We start from the raw sequence: 13,547 nt of genomic DNA, 5'->3' as shown, positions 1-13,547 counted from the left end.
ATGCCCGTCAGCAATCAGTCCATCCAGCACACCTTCATCCAGGGCAGCCCCAAGGGCACGGAGGACGCGCCGTCCACGCTCAAGAGCAAGAACCACGTCCTCAGCGTCATTACCAACCCGCATGAGGCCGGACGCGCCAAGGCGGCCGATCTGGCCGGTCGGGGCACGTTTAGACAGAACTGGGTCAGCCGGCTCTCTTGCATCGGGCTCTTCACCAGTACCAAACTGCGCAACGACCTGCTCCAGAAAAGCGGGGCGTTGATAAACCAGCTCAGGCACGACAAGTCGTATATCGACCACTCGGACCGCATCTCCAAAGACATAGAGACACTGAAATCGGAGTTGGAGACACTACGCGACACCAGCCCGAAGGACTACGCCGCAGTGTCCTGCTTCATAGAGGATGCCGTCGCCACACTGACCACCGATGAACTCCAACGATTTGTGCTGATCCTGGAGGATTCACCCGAAACGTCCAAACCAGACAGTCGATCTGCCCTGAATGCCAATTCGCGCACTCGCAGGGCGCTGGGGGACGAGGCACCAAGACAACTCACACTATTCAGGCAGACCAACATCATGGCTGGACCGCGCGAAGCCAAGGTGTTTGACGACAACCTGTACTCCATTCTTGGCAAGGGCATTGCCAAGAACGTCGCAGCCCAGGTCGTGCAGGAGGCCCAGCAGCATCCCCAAAAAGGTATGCGAGCAGCCTATGACACCGTGGCCGACGGGATCACACGCAAGTGTCCTGGTCTGGCCATGCACGTTGTCGTTGACGCCATGATCTACGACTTTCATGCTCAAACCGGCATGAAGCATCTCGACGAGAACTTCATACACGGACATCCGCTGAAAGGTGCGCTGCAATCCCAAGACAGCTTCGGAGAATATACCCTCAAGCCGGGCTCAGACACGCTACGCGAATTCGCAGCCGATCTCGCCAAACAGAAACTTCAAGGAGAAACCACAGCATGAGCACACTGGACCGCATGCTCCAAGGCTTGACCGCATCCGCCGGATGGGGCCAGGGCGCTATTGCCTTCAACGAACAAGGAGTTGCCAGTTTTGATGTGGATGGCCAACTTGTCATGCAACTGGAGCGTGTCCGGGACGATCGCGCGCTACAGCTGTACGCTGGCGTTGGACTAGTTCCCGCCATGCATCGCGAAGCACTGTACCGACAGGCGCTGGAGGCGAATCTGTTTGGTGGCGAAACTCGCGATTCGGTGCTGTCGATCGATCCAGACTCCAATGAACTGATGCTGAGCCAGTTGGTCCAGCCCTCCGTGGTCAGCGATCACGACTTCGTTGCATTGCTGGATGATTTCATCGAAGTCGCCTTGCGCTGGCAGGAGCGGCTCAAGGCCATACGTTGGCAGCTGCCAACGAGCGATACGAGAGATGAATCAACACCCTCCTCCGCCAGCTCCCTGCATCTCAATCCGCCCTTCATCTAGGGAGCCTGACCCGGGCCATGCAGCCACTCAACGCGGCTTGCGCGGGCCCCCACCCGGCTTCTTGCTCGTCACGCCCGCACGCGGAGGCAGGCCTGTGTGCTGGGTGAGCATGCGGCCCGGCGCGGGCTGGCCGGGCTTGGTGAAGCGCACGTCGACTTCCTTTTCCTTCTGCGGCCTGGAAGCACCCAGCGGCTTGGTGGCCTTGCCCATCGCGTAGGCCTTGGCCTGCTGCGACACGACGGAGCGCGAGCCCACGCCCGTGCCCTGCGTGCTGTTCTTCTTGCGCGCGCTCTGATACCCGCCATCGACCAGCGGCTGGAAGGTGGGGATCAGGTGCTGCTTGCCGTTGCCGATCAGATCGGCGCGGCCCATGGCCTTGAGCGCTTCGCGCAGCATCGGCCAGTTGTTGGGGTCGTGGTAGCGCAGGAAGGCCTTGTGCAGGCGGCGGCGCTTTTCGCCGCGCACGACGTCGACGGACTCCTCGTCGCGGTCGCGCATCTCGCGGCGCACCTTGGTCAGCGTGTTGCGACCGGAGTGGTACATCGCGGTGGCCGTGGCCATCGGGCTCGGATAGAAGGTCTGCACCTGATCGGCGCGGAATCCGTTTCGCTTGAGCCAGATGGCGAGGTTCATCATGTCCTCGTCGCTGGTGCCGGGGTGGGCGGCGATGAAGTAGGGAATCAGGTACTGCTTCTTGCCCGCCTCTTCGCTGAACTTCTCGAAGAGCTGCTTGAAGCGGTCATAGCTGCCGATGCCCGGCTTCATCATCTTGTTGAGCGGCCCGGCTTCCGTGTGCTCGGGCGCGATCTTGAGATAGCCGCCGACGTGGTGCTGCACCAGTTCCTTCACGTACTCGGGCGACTTCACGGCCAGGTCGTAGCGCAGGCCGGAGCCGATCAAAATTTTCTTGATGCCGGGGAGCTTGCGGGCGCGGCGGTAGATCTTGATGAGCGGACCGTGGTCGGTGTGCAGGTTCTGGCAGATGCCGGGGAACACGCAGCTCGGTTTGCGGCAGGCGGCCTCGATCTCGGGGCTCTTGCAGCCGAGGCGGTACATGTTGGCCGTGGGACCGCCGAGGTCGGAGATGGTGCCGGTGAAGCCCTTCACCTTGTCGCGGATGTCCTCGATCTCCTGAATGATGGAATCTTCCGAGCGGCTCTGGATGATGCGGCCTTCGTGCTCGGTGATCGAACAGAAGGTGCAGCCGCCGAAGCAGCCGCGCATGATGTTCACCGAGGTGCGGATCATCTCCCACGCGGGAATCTTGGTGGCACCATCGTGGCTGCCGTTCTCGTCGGCGTAGCTCGGGTGGGGGTTGCGGGCATACGGCAGACCGAAGACCCAGTCCATTTCCGCCGTGGTGAGCGGGATCGGGGGCGGATTCATCCACACGTCGCGCGCGGTCACGCCCTCACCATGGGCCTGCACCAGCGCGCGGGCGTTTCCGGGGTTGGTCTCGAGATGCAGCACGCGGTTGGCGTGAGCGTAGAGAATCGGGTCGGACTTGACGTCTTCGTAGCTCGGCAGACGCAGCACCGTGCGGTCGCGCGGCGGCATGCGGTGCTTGCCCTTGCCGCGCAGCGCGGGGTTGGGCATGAACTGAATGGTCTGCTCGCCTGCGGCGGCTGACGTGATTGAAGTAGCTGCGGGGTCTGTGCCGTCTTCCTTGGAGCAGGTCTGGCCCTGGGCCTCCGCCTGCTCGCTGGTGGTCTGGTAGGGGTTGATGTGCGGCTCAACGACGCCCGGCTCGTCCACCTCGGAGGAGTCCAGCTCGAACCAGCCCTCTTCCGACTCGCGGCGGAAGAAGGAAGTGCCGCGCACGTCGGTGATCTTCTCGACGGGCTCCTTGGCGGCGATGCGGTGGGCGACCTCGACCAGCGCGCGCTCGGCATTGCCGTACAGGAGGATGTCGCACTTGCTGTCCACCACGATGGAGCGGCGCACCTTGTCGCTCCAGTAGTCGTAATGCGCGATGCGGCGCAGGCTTCCTTCAATGCCGCCGAGCACGATCGGCACGTCCTTGTAGGCCTCGCGGCAGCGCTGGCTGTAGACGATGGCCGCGCGGTCCGGGCGCTTGCCGCCGACGTCGCCGGGAGTGTAGGCATCGTCGCTGCGAATCTTGCGATCAGCCGTGTAGCGGTTGATCATCGAATCCATGTTACCCGCCGTCACGCCCCAGAACAGATTGGGCTTGCCCAGCGCCTTGAACGCGTCGGCGCTCTGCCAGTCCGGCTGCGCAATGATGCCCACGCGAAAGCCCTGGGCCTCCAGCACGCGGCCGATCACCGCCATGCCGAAGCTCGGGTGATCGACATAGGCGTCGCCCGTGACCAGCACGATGTCGCACGAATCCCAGCCGAGCTGGTCCATTTCCGCGCGAGACATCGGCAGAAACGGCGCCGGACCGAAGCGCTTGGCCCAGTACGGGCGGTAGCTGGTCAGCGGCTTGGCAGCGCGGTGAAAGAAGGAAACATCAATGGGAGCGTTCATGTGCGGGGTCCGTGGGAGGCCGGGCATTGTAGGCGGTGGAGGTGATTTGCGCTTCCCACGTCTGCGGAGCCCTCAGCGGCCGTAGGCTCAAACCGAGGTCAGGGCCAGTGCCAAACCCTGAACTGAAACCGGGACGGAAACAAAAAACGGGCGCAAGGCCCGTTCCATGGATTCATCGAGAGCGAGGTGATTTCACCATTCGCCCATCGAGCGCACGATGTGGTCCAGATCGGCCGGAGGCTCGATGTAGGCCGAGCGCAGCAGCTGACCATTGCGCAGCTGCACCGGTTCCTGCACGGGCTGAGGCATTGCCACCGGCTGAAAGTCGCTGGCCATCCACAATCCGGCGGCACCATGCGGCACGACGTAATCGGTTGGAGCAGTGATATAGCTGGCTGACATGGCAATTCCTCTCAAATTGCAGGTGGATGGGACTGAAAAAACTCCTTGAGCGAGAAAGCTGGCTGATCCGGACTTTCGCTGCACTATCGTCAGCTTAAGTTGATTGAACAACTTCCTTTGTAGGCTAACGTCCCAGAGACGCCAACGGCTGACAGGAAAACAACTTCTTTCACCGGCAAAAAGTAAGACGGCGTAACCAAACTGGCTACGCCGTCCTGAATGCTGCAAATCCGGCCTGCCCAACGGGCGCCGGATGCGCTGTCCGCTGGTTTACTTCGCCAACGTCAGCGAGCCCTTCATGATGCCGGAATGACCGGGGAACGAGCAGAAGAAGGTGTAATCGTCACCGGCCTTCAGCTTGCTCACCGCAAAGGTGACCGAGGCAGACTCGCCGCCGCCGATCAGCTTGGTGTGCGCGATCACGCGGGCGTCAGCGGGCTTGACGTAGTCCTTGTCGGCACCGGCGGGGATGCCGTCGTTGGCCACGCCCTGCATGTCCGAAGTCTTGGCGATCACCACGTTGTGGCCCATCGCGGTCTTGGGCATCTTGCCGACGTGCTTGAGCTTCACGGTGAAGTCCTTGCAGGCGGCGGGCACGCTGATGGCCTTGGTGTTGAACTGCATGGCGTCATTGCTCTCGACCTCGACCGCACAGTTCGGCGCGGCAAATGCCGGCACGGCGGCGGCGGAGACACAGGCGACGGCGATCCACTTCAGGAGCTTCTTCATTTTTTGCATTCCAGGTTGTCAATAACGGGTAAATACTAGGACTGACGAGTACCGCAGCATTTGACTTTGCTCAAGTATCACCCAATCGAAGTCAAGTCCCTTGAAGCGCTTCAAGGCGCATCCCGACAAAGGCTCGGTTAAGCTCGACCGCGACATGCCCCACACCCTGAAATCTACCGTCCACAGCGAACTCATCATCAAGAAAAGCCGTTTCATCGGCTGCGTGCAGCCCATGACCGACCGCGCGAGCGCGCAGGCCGTGGTCGATGGCCTGCGTGCCGAACACCCCGGGGCAGCCCATGTCTGCTGGGCGCTGCTGGCGGGCGGGCAATCCGCCGCCGTGGATGACGGCGAGCCCAGCGGCACCGCCGGGCGCCCGATGCTCGATGTGCTGCGTCACCAGGATCTGGAAGGCGTGCTGGCCACCGTCGTGCGCTACTTCGGCGGGGTCAAACTCGGCGCGGGCGGGCTGGTGCGCGCCTACACCGACAGCGTGGCGCAAGCGCTGCTCAAGGCCGAGAAGATCGAGCGTCAGGTGATGGCCGAGCTCGAATGCACCCTGCCCTACGCGCAGGAAGGCCTGCTGCGCCGCGAGGTCGAGGCCAGCGGCGCGCAACTGCTCGAAGTGTCCCACGGCAGCCAGGTGGTCGCCCGGCTGAAGATGCCGCAGTCGACGGCAGCGGAATTCCGCGAGCGGCTGAACGACCTCACACAGGGCCGAATCGGCTGGCTGGACTGAACCGGCCTGCGCCTACAGCCCCGCGCGCTCCCGTCGGGGACACTCCAAGTTCCACCGACACCTCTGCAGCAAAGAGAGACAAGAGCATGAGCGAGACACTGGACACCATCATCATCGGAGCCGGATCGGCGGGACTGTCGGCGCTGCGCGAGGTGCGCAAGCGCACGGACCGCTTTCTCATCGTCAACGACGGCCCCTGGGGAACGACCTGCGCGCGCGTGGGCTGCATGCCGTCCAAGCTGCTGATCGAGGCAGCGAGCGCGTTTGATCGCCGCAGGACCTTCGACACCTTCGGCATTCGGGGCGCCGATCGACTGAGCGTGGATCTCCCCGCCGTGCTGAGCCGGGTGCGCGAGCTGCGCGACGGTTTCGTCGCCGCAACCATCAGGGACACCGAGGTCGACGCGGCACGGCAGATCAGCGGACGCGCGCGGCTGCTCGGCCAGGATCGGATTTCGGTCAACGGACAGGAATACCGCGCCCGCCACCTTATCATCGCCACCGGCACCCGGCCACGCCTCGATCCAACGTGGACGGCTTTCGGCAGCCGCGTCCTGACCACCGACACCCTGTTCGAGCAGCCCACGCTAGCGCCGCGCATGGCCGTTCTCGGCCTTGGGCCCGTGGGCGTGGAGATGGCGCAGGCGCTCGCACGGCTGGGCATCACGGTATCGGCCTTCGTGACGCGCAAGGCCACTGCGGGCATCAGCGATCCCGAAGTGCTGAACGCGCTGTGGAGCGAGCTCGAAAAGGATTTCACGATCCACATCGGTGAGCGCGCCCATCTTGCGGCGCACAGGGACGGCATTGAAGTCATCAGCGGCGACCAGCGCGTCGTCGTTGACCAGGTGCTCGCCGCCAATGGCCGCGTTCCGAACGTGGAGGGCCTTGGGCTTGAGACGCTCGGCGTGCCGCTCGACCAGCACGGCCTCCCCTCCTTTGACCCGAACACGCGGCGGATCGGCGATCTGCCGGTGTTCATCGCGGGGGACATCGACCCCGACCGCGCACTGCTGCACGAGGCTTCGGACGAAGGCCACATCGCGGGCATGAACACCGCCCTCGACACGCCCAAGCGCTTTCGCCGCCGCACGCCGCTGGCGATCAGCTTCTGCCATCCCAACGCGGCCGTGGTCGGCAAGTCCTTCAAGGCGCTTGAGAACCAGGACTTCGTCACCGGCGCCATCGACTTCAGCCGCCAGGGTCGCGCCCGCGTCGCTCAGGAGAATGCGGGGCTGCTGCATGTCTATGCCGACCGCGCCTCCGGCCAACTGCTGGGCGCCGAGATGTGCGCACCCGCAGGAGAGCATCTGGCGCACCTGCTCGCACTGGCCATCCACAGCGGGATGACGGTGCAGCAGATGCTGGGCATGCCGATCTACCACCCGGTGCTGGAAGAAGGCCTGCGCACCGCGCTGCGCCGTGCGGCCGCCCAACTCGACGTCAAGGCCGATTCGGATCTGGCCCTGTGCGACCTGGAGTGTTCCAGCGTTCTGGAGTAAATAAAGACCTCAAAAGTACGCATTTTCATAAAAAAGCGTATGATAAATAGCATCATGACAGATGCTTTGATTGACTCCCTCGCCGCCGCCCGCAAGGCCCAGAAGATCACCCAGGCCGATCTCGCTCAACGGGCCGGCCTCTCGCGCATGGCGGTCCAGCGCACGGAAACCGGTGATGTCGACCCGCGCTATTCGACGCTGCTCGAGATGTCCCGCGTGCTCGGCATGCAGATGATGGCCGTGCCCGCCGATCTCGTGCCCGCGCTGCAGGCCTTCATCCAGTCCGGCGGCAAGTTCCTCGGCCAGCCCGTCGGTGCGGATGCGCCGCCCTCGGTGGTCGATGTCTACGCCGCCGAGCCCCAGGGCACGTACAAGGTCCGCTGAGCACGCAAGCCCACGCCAATACAAGCGGCACGAACATGTCCACCTCCATCCGCTACCTGCGCCTGTACATGCACCAGCCCGCAGCACTGGGCGGCGGACGGCGGGCGATCGGCTATCTTTCCCAATACGGCGACATCCTGCGCATCTCGTTCGAGAGCGACTACATCGCCGACGCTGCCCGCCCCACGCTGTCGCTGAGCTACCGGGGCGGCAACGAGCAGGACACGCGGAGCATCCTCGCCTCCGCACGCGATGCCCGCCTCGTGCGCACCGATGGCCGCTGGCCGGTCTACTTCCAGAACCTGCTGCCCGAGGGGCACAACCGAGAGCGCCTCGCGCACGAGCGCGGCTGCTCGCCCGACGATGAGTTCGAGCTGCTTGCCGCCGCCGGCCACGACCTGATGGGCGCGCTCGAGGTCGAGCCGATTGCGCCCGACGAGGCTATCCCCGAAGTCGTGCGCCACTGGCACACCACGCAGGGGCTGGATGTGCTGGAGCCCGGTTTCGTCGAGTACCCGGTGGCCGATGCGGCCTCGCTGCCCGGCGTCGTCACCAAGTTCAGCGCCGTGCAGGACGGCCGCCGCTACACCGTGCACCGCAAGGGCGCGGCGGGCAGCGTGATTCTCAAGCTGCCGACCACTCAACATCCCGATCTGGTGGCCAACGAATACGCCTGCTACCGGCTCTGCCAGGCGCTGGACCTTGAGACGGCGCAGGCCGAGATCATCACCCGCGAGCAGGCCGAGCTGCCCGAGCATGTGCCGTTCCACGAGATCCTCGCGGTGCAGCGCTTCGACCACCTGCCCGACGGCTCGCGCATCCACATGGAGGAGTTCAACCAGGCGCTCGGCTACGCCCCCCGCCACAAATACGGCAAGGGCCTGCAGCAGGACTGGCCGACGATGCTGCGCGTGCTCGACCGCCTGAGCCCCGAGCCGGTGCGCGACACCCGCGAATTCCTCGCGCGCACCGTCGCCGCCATCCTCATGGGCAACACGGACGCCCACCTCAAGAACTGGGCCCTGATCTACCCCGACGGCCTCCAGCCGCGCCTCGCTCCGGTCTACGACTGCGTCTGCGTCACGGCCTTCTTCAACGGCAGCTCCGTACAGCAGTACGCGGTCAACAAGGCCATCGACAGCACCATGCGCGCGCTCCGCTGGGGCGACATGGAAACGCTCATCAAATCCGCAGGACTGCTGCGCGCACCGCGCCACATCAGCCTGCTCAAGGAAGTGGTTGCGCAGGCCAAGGCGCAGTGGCCCACGCTGCTGCGCGACGCACCATCCGCCATGCGGGAGACGGTTCTCGCCCGGCTCGCGGGCGACGTGGCTCTCGCCGGCTGATTGGCTTATTTCGTCAACGCGCGCTGCATGGTGATGTGTGCAATGCCTGCCTCTTCGTAGGGCTCGCCCACCACCTCGAACGCGGCGCGGCGGTAAAAGCCCTCGGCGCTGCACTGTGCGTGCAGGATCACCTTGGCATCGCCACGCTCGCGCGACGCGTCGACCAGCGCATCCAGAATCGCCCGCCCCCAGCGCTGGCCGCGCAGCACGCGCGCGACCGCCATGCGGCCGATGCGGGCCTCGCCGGGCGCATCCTGCAGCAGACGCCCGGTCGCCACCGGCATGTTCAAGCGGTTGAACGCGACGGCATGAACGGCCGTGGCGTCCAGCGCGTCGAGCTCGATGTCGGGCGATATGCCCTGCTCCTCGATGAACACTGCCTTGCGCACGGCGCTGGCGGCCTCGCCGAGCGTGGCCCAGTCGCCCACCTGGAGCGTGACCATCTCCGCCCCGCCCTCGAACTGCAGGATCGCGTCGCGCAGCAGCTGCGGCACAGGGCGCGAGGTCTGCGTGACGGGATCGGCGAACACATAGACCAGCTCGACGGTCACCAGCAGCCGGTCACCCACAAAGATGCCGCATTCGAAATTCAGCGACGAATTGCCCACGCGCGTGCAGCGCATGCCGACGTCCAGCATGTCATCCATGCGTGCCGAGGCGTGGTATTCGACGCTGGCCTTCTTGAGGTAGATGTCGCCGCCGAGCGCCTGCATCGAGGACTCGTAGGGCATGGCGAGCGCGCGCCAGTATTCGGACATGCCGATGTCGGCGTAGGTCAGGTAATGCGCGTTGAAGACGATTTTCTGGACGTCCACTTCGGCCCAGCGCACACGCAGGCGGTGCACGCTGCGAAAGTCCTGGCGTTTCATGTTGTTGTTCTCTCAAAGTTGAAAATGAAAAATCTCAGAGCGCTTTTCACGATCTCAGCGCAAGGCTCTCAAAGGCCGAAGGCTTCGCGCAGCGCGCGCGCCGCATCGGCGTGGGCCTGACGGGCCTCCGGCAGCGCGCGGCCCATCTTGATGAATTCGTGGGTCACACCGCGGTAGATCTCCAGATCCACCGCCACGCCCGCAAGGCGCAGCTTGTCGGCATAGGCGATGCCCTCATCGACCAGCGGATCGAGCTCGGCGAGACCGATCCACGCGGGCGCGACATCGTCCACATCTGGCGCGAGCAGCGGCGCAAACCGCCAGTCCTCGCGATCGCTCCTGTTGGGAATGTAGTTGTTGAAATACCAGCTCACGGCATCCGCCTCCAGCACGAGACCGTGCGCGAACGTCCGGTGCGACTCCGTATCCTGATGCGCTGTCGTGCCGGGATAGAACAGCACCTGCAGCGCAATCGCGATCCGTGCGTCCCGCGCCTGGATCGCGTTGACGGCGGCCAGCGTCCCGCCCGCGCTGTCACCGCCGACGGCAAGGCGCTGGCCGTCCGCGCCCAGCTCCGAAGCGTGTGCGGCCAGCCATTGCAGGGCATCCCATGCATCGTTCGTCGCCACGGGAAACCGGTGCTCCGGCGAAAGGCGGTAATCGATGGATACCACCATGCAACCCGCCAGCCGCGCAAGTTCGCGGCACAGCGTGTCGTGCGTGTTGATGCTGCCGATGGTGAAGCCGCCGCCATGCGTGTAGAGAAGCAGCGGCAGACCCGGCTCCAGCGAGGTCGCATACAGTCTTGCGGGAATCGCGAAGCCGTCGCGCGCGGGGATGCTGAAGTTGTCAACGCGCGGCAGCTCAGCCTTGGGAACCTCGAGCACGCCCGAGCCCATTTCATAGAACGCGCGCGCGGCCTCGGGCGTGAGCGTGTGCATGGGCGCATGCTTGGCGCGCGCCATGCGCTCGATCACGTTGCGCATCTGCGGCGTGAGTTGCACGCCAGGAGGAAGTGAAGGAGCCGGTTGAGGAGTCGGGTGAGGAGCCGGGGATGCTGCGGAATTCAATCTGATTGTCCTGGAAACACGGGAGGCCGGAAATTCACCTGCACCGGCTTGGCGCCCGGCAGGCCTTGGTAAGTCACGATCACGCTGGTGCCGGCCTTGGGCGGCGTCAGCGGGGAGAACGATCCGAGGCTGATCAGATCGCCCTTTCGCAGGCGCAGATTCTCCTGCTGCAGCGCCCCGGCAAGCCAGACCACGGCGTTGAGCGGATGCCCGAGAATATCGCTACCCTTGCCGCTCGACAGCACGGCCCCGGTATTGTCCGAGACTTGCACGGCCATTTCGGCCAACGCCTGCAGCATCGCCTGCTGCTGCTCGGGAAACACCGGCGCGTTGATCGGCTCGCCCACCACGCCCAAGCGCGCGCCCACGTTGATCGCGGCGACACCCGCGCCATTGAGCGAGCCGGGGTTTTCCACCATCAGATCGGGCAGTTCGATGAACGGGATGATCTGGTCGATGTTCTCGAGCACCTCGGCCGGATTGCGCGCCGCGTTGATGTTCTCGCTCTTCACGCGCACCAGCATGTCCGCCTCGAACAACGGACGTGCGCCAAACTTCGCCTGCACGGTCACGTCATTGGGCAGGATCATGCCGTCGTAGAGCACGCCCCACACGGGTTTGTTCGTGCCGAAACGCTGCTGCACGGCCGGATTGGTGAGCCCCGCCTTGTAGCCGATCACCTTGCCGCCGAACTGCCGGGACAGCAATTCATTGAATCGCGCGCGCGAGCAGGCGCCCTCCTCGTCGGTCAGCTTGGCGATATTGGGCGAGGGCTTCATCGCCACGTAGTTCTGCATGAGCTGGGCCACCTCGCCGGCGTTCAGGCACTGCGCCTGCGCGCCTGTCACGCAGAGGACAGCCATGACCGAGGGGATCAGCGCGGATTTCAGTTTCATGAAGTCTCCTGTTGTAATCTGAGGTGCATCCAGCATCCTGGTTCATGATCCTAAATCCAATCAGCGAGACACCACACCATGGCTTTCATCTACTACGTCACCCAGATCCAGTTCGAGTACGGCGCAGTCGCCCTGCTGCCCCAGGAATGCGCGCGCACCGGCATCACCCGGCCGCTGGTGGTGACCGATCAGGGCGTGAAGGCTGCCGGTGTGCTGCAAAAAGTGCTGGACGCGATGCCGGGCATGGCCGTCGCGGTGTTCGACCAGACCCCCTCCAACCCGACCGAAGCCGCCGTACGTGCGGCCGTGGAGCTGTTCCGAAGCGGCCAGTGCGACGGGCTGATCGCGGTCGGCGGCGGCTCGGCGATCGACTGCGCCAAGGGCATCGCGATTGCGGCCACACACGAAGGCCCGCTCAAGACCTACGCCACCATTGAAGGCGGCTCGCCCAAGATCACCGAGCGCGCCGTGCCGCTGCTCGCCGTGCCCACGACCGCCGGCACCGGCAGCGAGGTGGCGCGCGGCGCCATCATCATCGTGGACGATCACCGCAAGCTCGGCTTTCACTCCTGGCACCTCGTGCCCAAGACCGCGATCTGCGATCCCGGCCTGACGCTGGGCCTGCCGCCACAGCTCACCGCCGCCACCGGCATGGACGCGATCGCGCACTGCATGGAAACCTTCATGTCCTCGGCCTTCAACCCGCCCGCCGACGGCATCGCGCTCGATGGCCTCGAACGCGGCTGGAAGCACATCGAAGCCGCCACACGCGACGGCGCCAACAAGGAGGCGCGCCTGAACATGATGAGCGCCAGCATGCAGGGCGCGATGGCATTCCAGAAAGGCCTTGGCTGCGTGCATTCGCTGAGCCACAGCCTTGGCGGCGTCAACCCCCGCCTGCACCACGGCACGCTCAACGCCATCTTCCTGCCCGCCGTGATCCGCTTCAACGCCCAGGATGCCAAGGTCAAGGCGGACAGCCGCCTCGAACGCATGGCCCACGCCATGGGCCTGCCCGCAGGCGGCGACGTGGCCGAGGCCGTGCGCGAGATGACCGCGCGCCTTGGACTGCCCACGGGCCTTGCCGCGCTCGGCGTGACCGAATCCATGTTCGACGACGTGATCAAGGGTGCCTTGGCCGACCATTGCCACAAGACCAATCCGCGCGAGGCCACTCCCGAGGAGTATCGCCAGATGCTGCGCGACTCGATGTGACCCGCTCCAAGCGCGATGTGGGGTGCGCGATGGGCGACTCGCCGCCATCGCACATCGCGACGAGATGGCGACCTACACGCCAGGTGCCCGCAAGTTTGAATACTTTGCCTTGTTCCAACACCACATGAAAGCAAGGACACCCATCATGAAAAAGCTGCTGCTTGCGACGGCCTTCGGTCTCTTCGCCACCACGTCCGCCTTCGCCCAACTGGGCGCGGCCGCCTCCAACGCCGCCGAAGCCGCCGAGCACAAGGTCGAGCAGAAGCAGGCCGAGAGCGAGGCCAAGAAAAGCGGCCCGGTCGGCAAAGCGGTGAACAACACCAAGGCCCAGTACCACAAGGCCCAATCCAAGCGCCATACCACGAAGGCCAAGGCCGCCGTGAAGAAATCGGTGTCCTGAGAGCGTCAACACGCTCTGAGCCCCTGCTCAGAGCTCACAAGGGCC

At 64.7% G+C, this 13,547-nt stretch carries 14 protein-coding genes; 8 read left to right on the top strand and 6 right to left on the bottom strand.

Annotated features, from left to right (window positions below; genetic code table 11):
- Positions 1 to 978, top strand: a complete 978-nt coding sequence (locus tag ISG32_RS16335) for a hypothetical protein (protein ID WP_194772084.1) — start codon at positions 1 to 3, stop codon at positions 976 to 978.
- Positions 975 to 1,460 (top strand): type III secretion system chaperone, encoded by a 486-nt coding sequence (locus ISG32_RS16330; RefSeq protein ID WP_194772083.1) that lies wholly within the window; start codon positions 975 to 977, stop codon positions 1,458 to 1,460. The genes ISG32_RS16335 and ISG32_RS16330 overlap by 4 nt, the downstream gene beginning before the upstream one ends.
- Before the next feature lie 27 nt (positions 1,461 to 1,487).
- On the opposite strand, the gene ISG32_RS16325 is transcribed toward ISG32_RS16330, so the two are convergent.
- From ISG32_RS16325 to azu, 3 genes are all read right to left on the bottom strand, one after another.
- Positions 1,488 to 3,950 (bottom strand): YgiQ family radical SAM protein, encoded by a 2,463-nt coding sequence (locus ISG32_RS16325; protein WP_194772082.1) that lies wholly within the window; start codon positions 3,948 to 3,950, stop codon positions 1,488 to 1,490.
- Positions 3,951 to 4,142: 192 nt separating this feature from the next.
- On the bottom strand, positions 4,143 to 4,352 hold the full coding sequence (locus tag ISG32_RS16320; RefSeq protein ID WP_194772081.1) for a hypothetical protein: 210 nt from the start codon (positions 4,350 to 4,352) through the stop codon (positions 4,143 to 4,145).
- A 270-nt stretch (positions 4,353 to 4,622) separates the two neighbouring features.
- Positions 4,623 to 5,081: an azurin gene (gene azu / locus ISG32_RS16315; RefSeq protein WP_194772080.1), complete on the bottom strand. Its 459-nt coding sequence runs from the start codon at positions 5,079 to 5,081 to the stop codon at positions 4,623 to 4,625.
- A gap of 154 nt (positions 5,082 to 5,235) precedes the next feature.
- Between azu and ISG32_RS16310 the strand changes: the two genes are divergently transcribed.
- The 4 genes from ISG32_RS16310 to ISG32_RS16295 all read left to right on the top strand — a co-directional run bounded on the left by ISG32_RS16310 (position 5,236) and on the right by ISG32_RS16295 (position 9,052).
- Positions 5,236 to 5,820, top strand: a complete 585-nt coding sequence (locus tag ISG32_RS16310; protein WP_194772256.1) for a YigZ family protein — start codon at positions 5,236 to 5,238, stop codon at positions 5,818 to 5,820.
- A gap of 86 nt (positions 5,821 to 5,906) precedes the next feature.
- Positions 5,907 to 7,322 carry a dihydrolipoyl dehydrogenase gene (locus ISG32_RS16305; protein ID WP_194772079.1) on the top strand — a complete coding sequence of 472 codons (1,416 nt, stop codon included), beginning with the start codon at positions 5,907 to 5,909 and terminating at the stop codon, positions 7,320 to 7,322.
- Between the two features lie 54 nt (positions 7,323 to 7,376).
- Positions 7,377 to 7,706 carry a helix-turn-helix domain-containing protein gene (locus ISG32_RS16300; protein ID WP_194772078.1) on the top strand — a complete coding sequence of 110 codons (330 nt, stop codon included), beginning with the start codon at positions 7,377 to 7,379 and terminating at the stop codon, positions 7,704 to 7,706.
- 35 nt (positions 7,707 to 7,741) lie between these two features.
- Positions 7,742 to 9,052 (top strand): type II toxin-antitoxin system HipA family toxin, encoded by a 1,311-nt coding sequence (locus ISG32_RS16295; protein ID WP_194772077.1) that lies wholly within the window; start codon positions 7,742 to 7,744, stop codon positions 9,050 to 9,052.
- Between the two features lie 5 nt (positions 9,053 to 9,057).
- Here the strand turns inward: ISG32_RS16295 and ISG32_RS16290 are convergent, their stop codons facing one another.
- The 3 genes from ISG32_RS16290 to ISG32_RS16280 all read right to left on the bottom strand — a co-directional run bounded on the left by ISG32_RS16290 (position 9,058) and on the right by ISG32_RS16280 (position 11,887).
- Positions 9,058 to 9,921 (bottom strand): YbgC/FadM family acyl-CoA thioesterase, encoded by an 864-nt coding sequence (locus ISG32_RS16290; protein WP_194772076.1) that lies wholly within the window; start codon positions 9,919 to 9,921, stop codon positions 9,058 to 9,060.
- 68 nt (positions 9,922 to 9,989) lie between these two features.
- Positions 9,990 to 10,907, bottom strand: coding sequence for an alpha/beta hydrolase (locus tag ISG32_RS16285; RefSeq protein WP_194772255.1), 918 nt, complete (start codon positions 10,905 to 10,907; stop codon positions 9,990 to 9,992).
- Between the two features lie 80 nt (positions 10,908 to 10,987).
- Entirely contained in the window at positions 10,988 to 11,887 is a 900-nt protein-coding gene (locus tag ISG32_RS16280; protein ID WP_194772075.1) for a 2-keto-4-pentenoate hydratase, read from the bottom strand.
- A 78-nt stretch (positions 11,888 to 11,965) separates the two neighbouring features.
- Here ISG32_RS16280 and ISG32_RS16275 point away from each other — a divergent pair, with 78 nt between their 5' ends.
- Both ISG32_RS16275 and ISG32_RS16270 read left to right on the top strand, forming a co-directional pair.
- Positions 11,966 to 13,102, top strand: a complete 1,137-nt coding sequence (locus ISG32_RS16275; RefSeq protein ID WP_194772074.1) for an iron-containing alcohol dehydrogenase — start codon at positions 11,966 to 11,968, stop codon at positions 13,100 to 13,102.
- 145 nt (positions 13,103 to 13,247) lie between these two features.
- On the top strand, positions 13,248 to 13,502 hold the full coding sequence (locus ISG32_RS16270) for a hypothetical protein (RefSeq protein ID WP_194772073.1): 255 nt from the start codon (positions 13,248 to 13,250) through the stop codon (positions 13,500 to 13,502).
- Positions 13,503 to 13,547 lie beyond the last annotated feature (45 nt).

Origin of the sequence: Diaphorobacter caeni (assembly GCF_015354245.1) — a bacterium.
GTDB classification, from domain to species: domain Bacteria; phylum Pseudomonadota; class Gammaproteobacteria; order Burkholderiales; family Burkholderiaceae_C; genus Diaphorobacter_A; species Diaphorobacter_A caeni.
The sequence above is the reverse complement of the archived record's forward strand: the minus strand, read 5'-3'. Positions and strand labels throughout refer to the sequence as shown.

Bases quoted from the DNA above. Each gene is read 5' to 3' on its own strand.
- ISG32_RS16335 (WP_194772084.1), top strand. From the start codon at position 1: ATGCCCGTCAGCAATCAGTCCATCCAGCACACCTTCATCCAGGGCAGC.
- ISG32_RS16330 (WP_194772083.1), top strand. From the start codon at position 975: ATGAGCACACTGGACCGCATGCTCCAAGGCTTGACCGCATCCGCCGGA.
- ISG32_RS16325 (WP_194772082.1), bottom strand. From the start codon at position 3,950: ATGAACGCTCCCATTGATGTTTCCTTCTTTCACCGCGCTGCCAAGCCG.
- ISG32_RS16320 (WP_194772081.1), bottom strand. From the start codon at position 4,352: ATGTCAGCCAGCTATATCACTGCTCCAACCGATTACGTCGTGCCGCAT.
- azu (WP_194772080.1), bottom strand. From the start codon at position 5,081: ATGAAGAAGCTCCTGAAGTGGATCGCCGTCGCCTGTGTCTCCGCCGCC.
- ISG32_RS16310 (WP_194772256.1), top strand. From the start codon at position 5,236: ATGCCCCACACCCTGAAATCTACCGTCCACAGCGAACTCATCATCAAG.
- ISG32_RS16305 (WP_194772079.1), top strand. From the start codon at position 5,907: ATGAGCGAGACACTGGACACCATCATCATCGGAGCCGGATCGGCGGGA.
- ISG32_RS16300 (WP_194772078.1), top strand. From the start codon at position 7,377: ATGACAGATGCTTTGATTGACTCCCTCGCCGCCGCCCGCAAGGCCCAG.
- ISG32_RS16295 (WP_194772077.1), top strand. From the start codon at position 7,742: ATGTCCACCTCCATCCGCTACCTGCGCCTGTACATGCACCAGCCCGCA.
- ISG32_RS16290 (WP_194772076.1), bottom strand. From the start codon at position 9,921: ATGAAACGCCAGGACTTTCGCAGCGTGCACCGCCTGCGTGTGCGCTGG.
- ISG32_RS16285 (WP_194772255.1), bottom strand. From the start codon at position 10,907: ATGCGCAACGTGATCGAGCGCATGGCGCGCGCCAAGCATGCGCCCATG.
- ISG32_RS16280 (WP_194772075.1), bottom strand. From the start codon at position 11,887: ATGAAACTGAAATCCGCGCTGATCCCCTCGGTCATGGCTGTCCTCTGC.
- ISG32_RS16275 (WP_194772074.1), top strand. From the start codon at position 11,966: ATGGCTTTCATCTACTACGTCACCCAGATCCAGTTCGAGTACGGCGCA.
- ISG32_RS16270 (WP_194772073.1), top strand. From the start codon at position 13,248: ATGAAAAAGCTGCTGCTTGCGACGGCCTTCGGTCTCTTCGCCACCACG.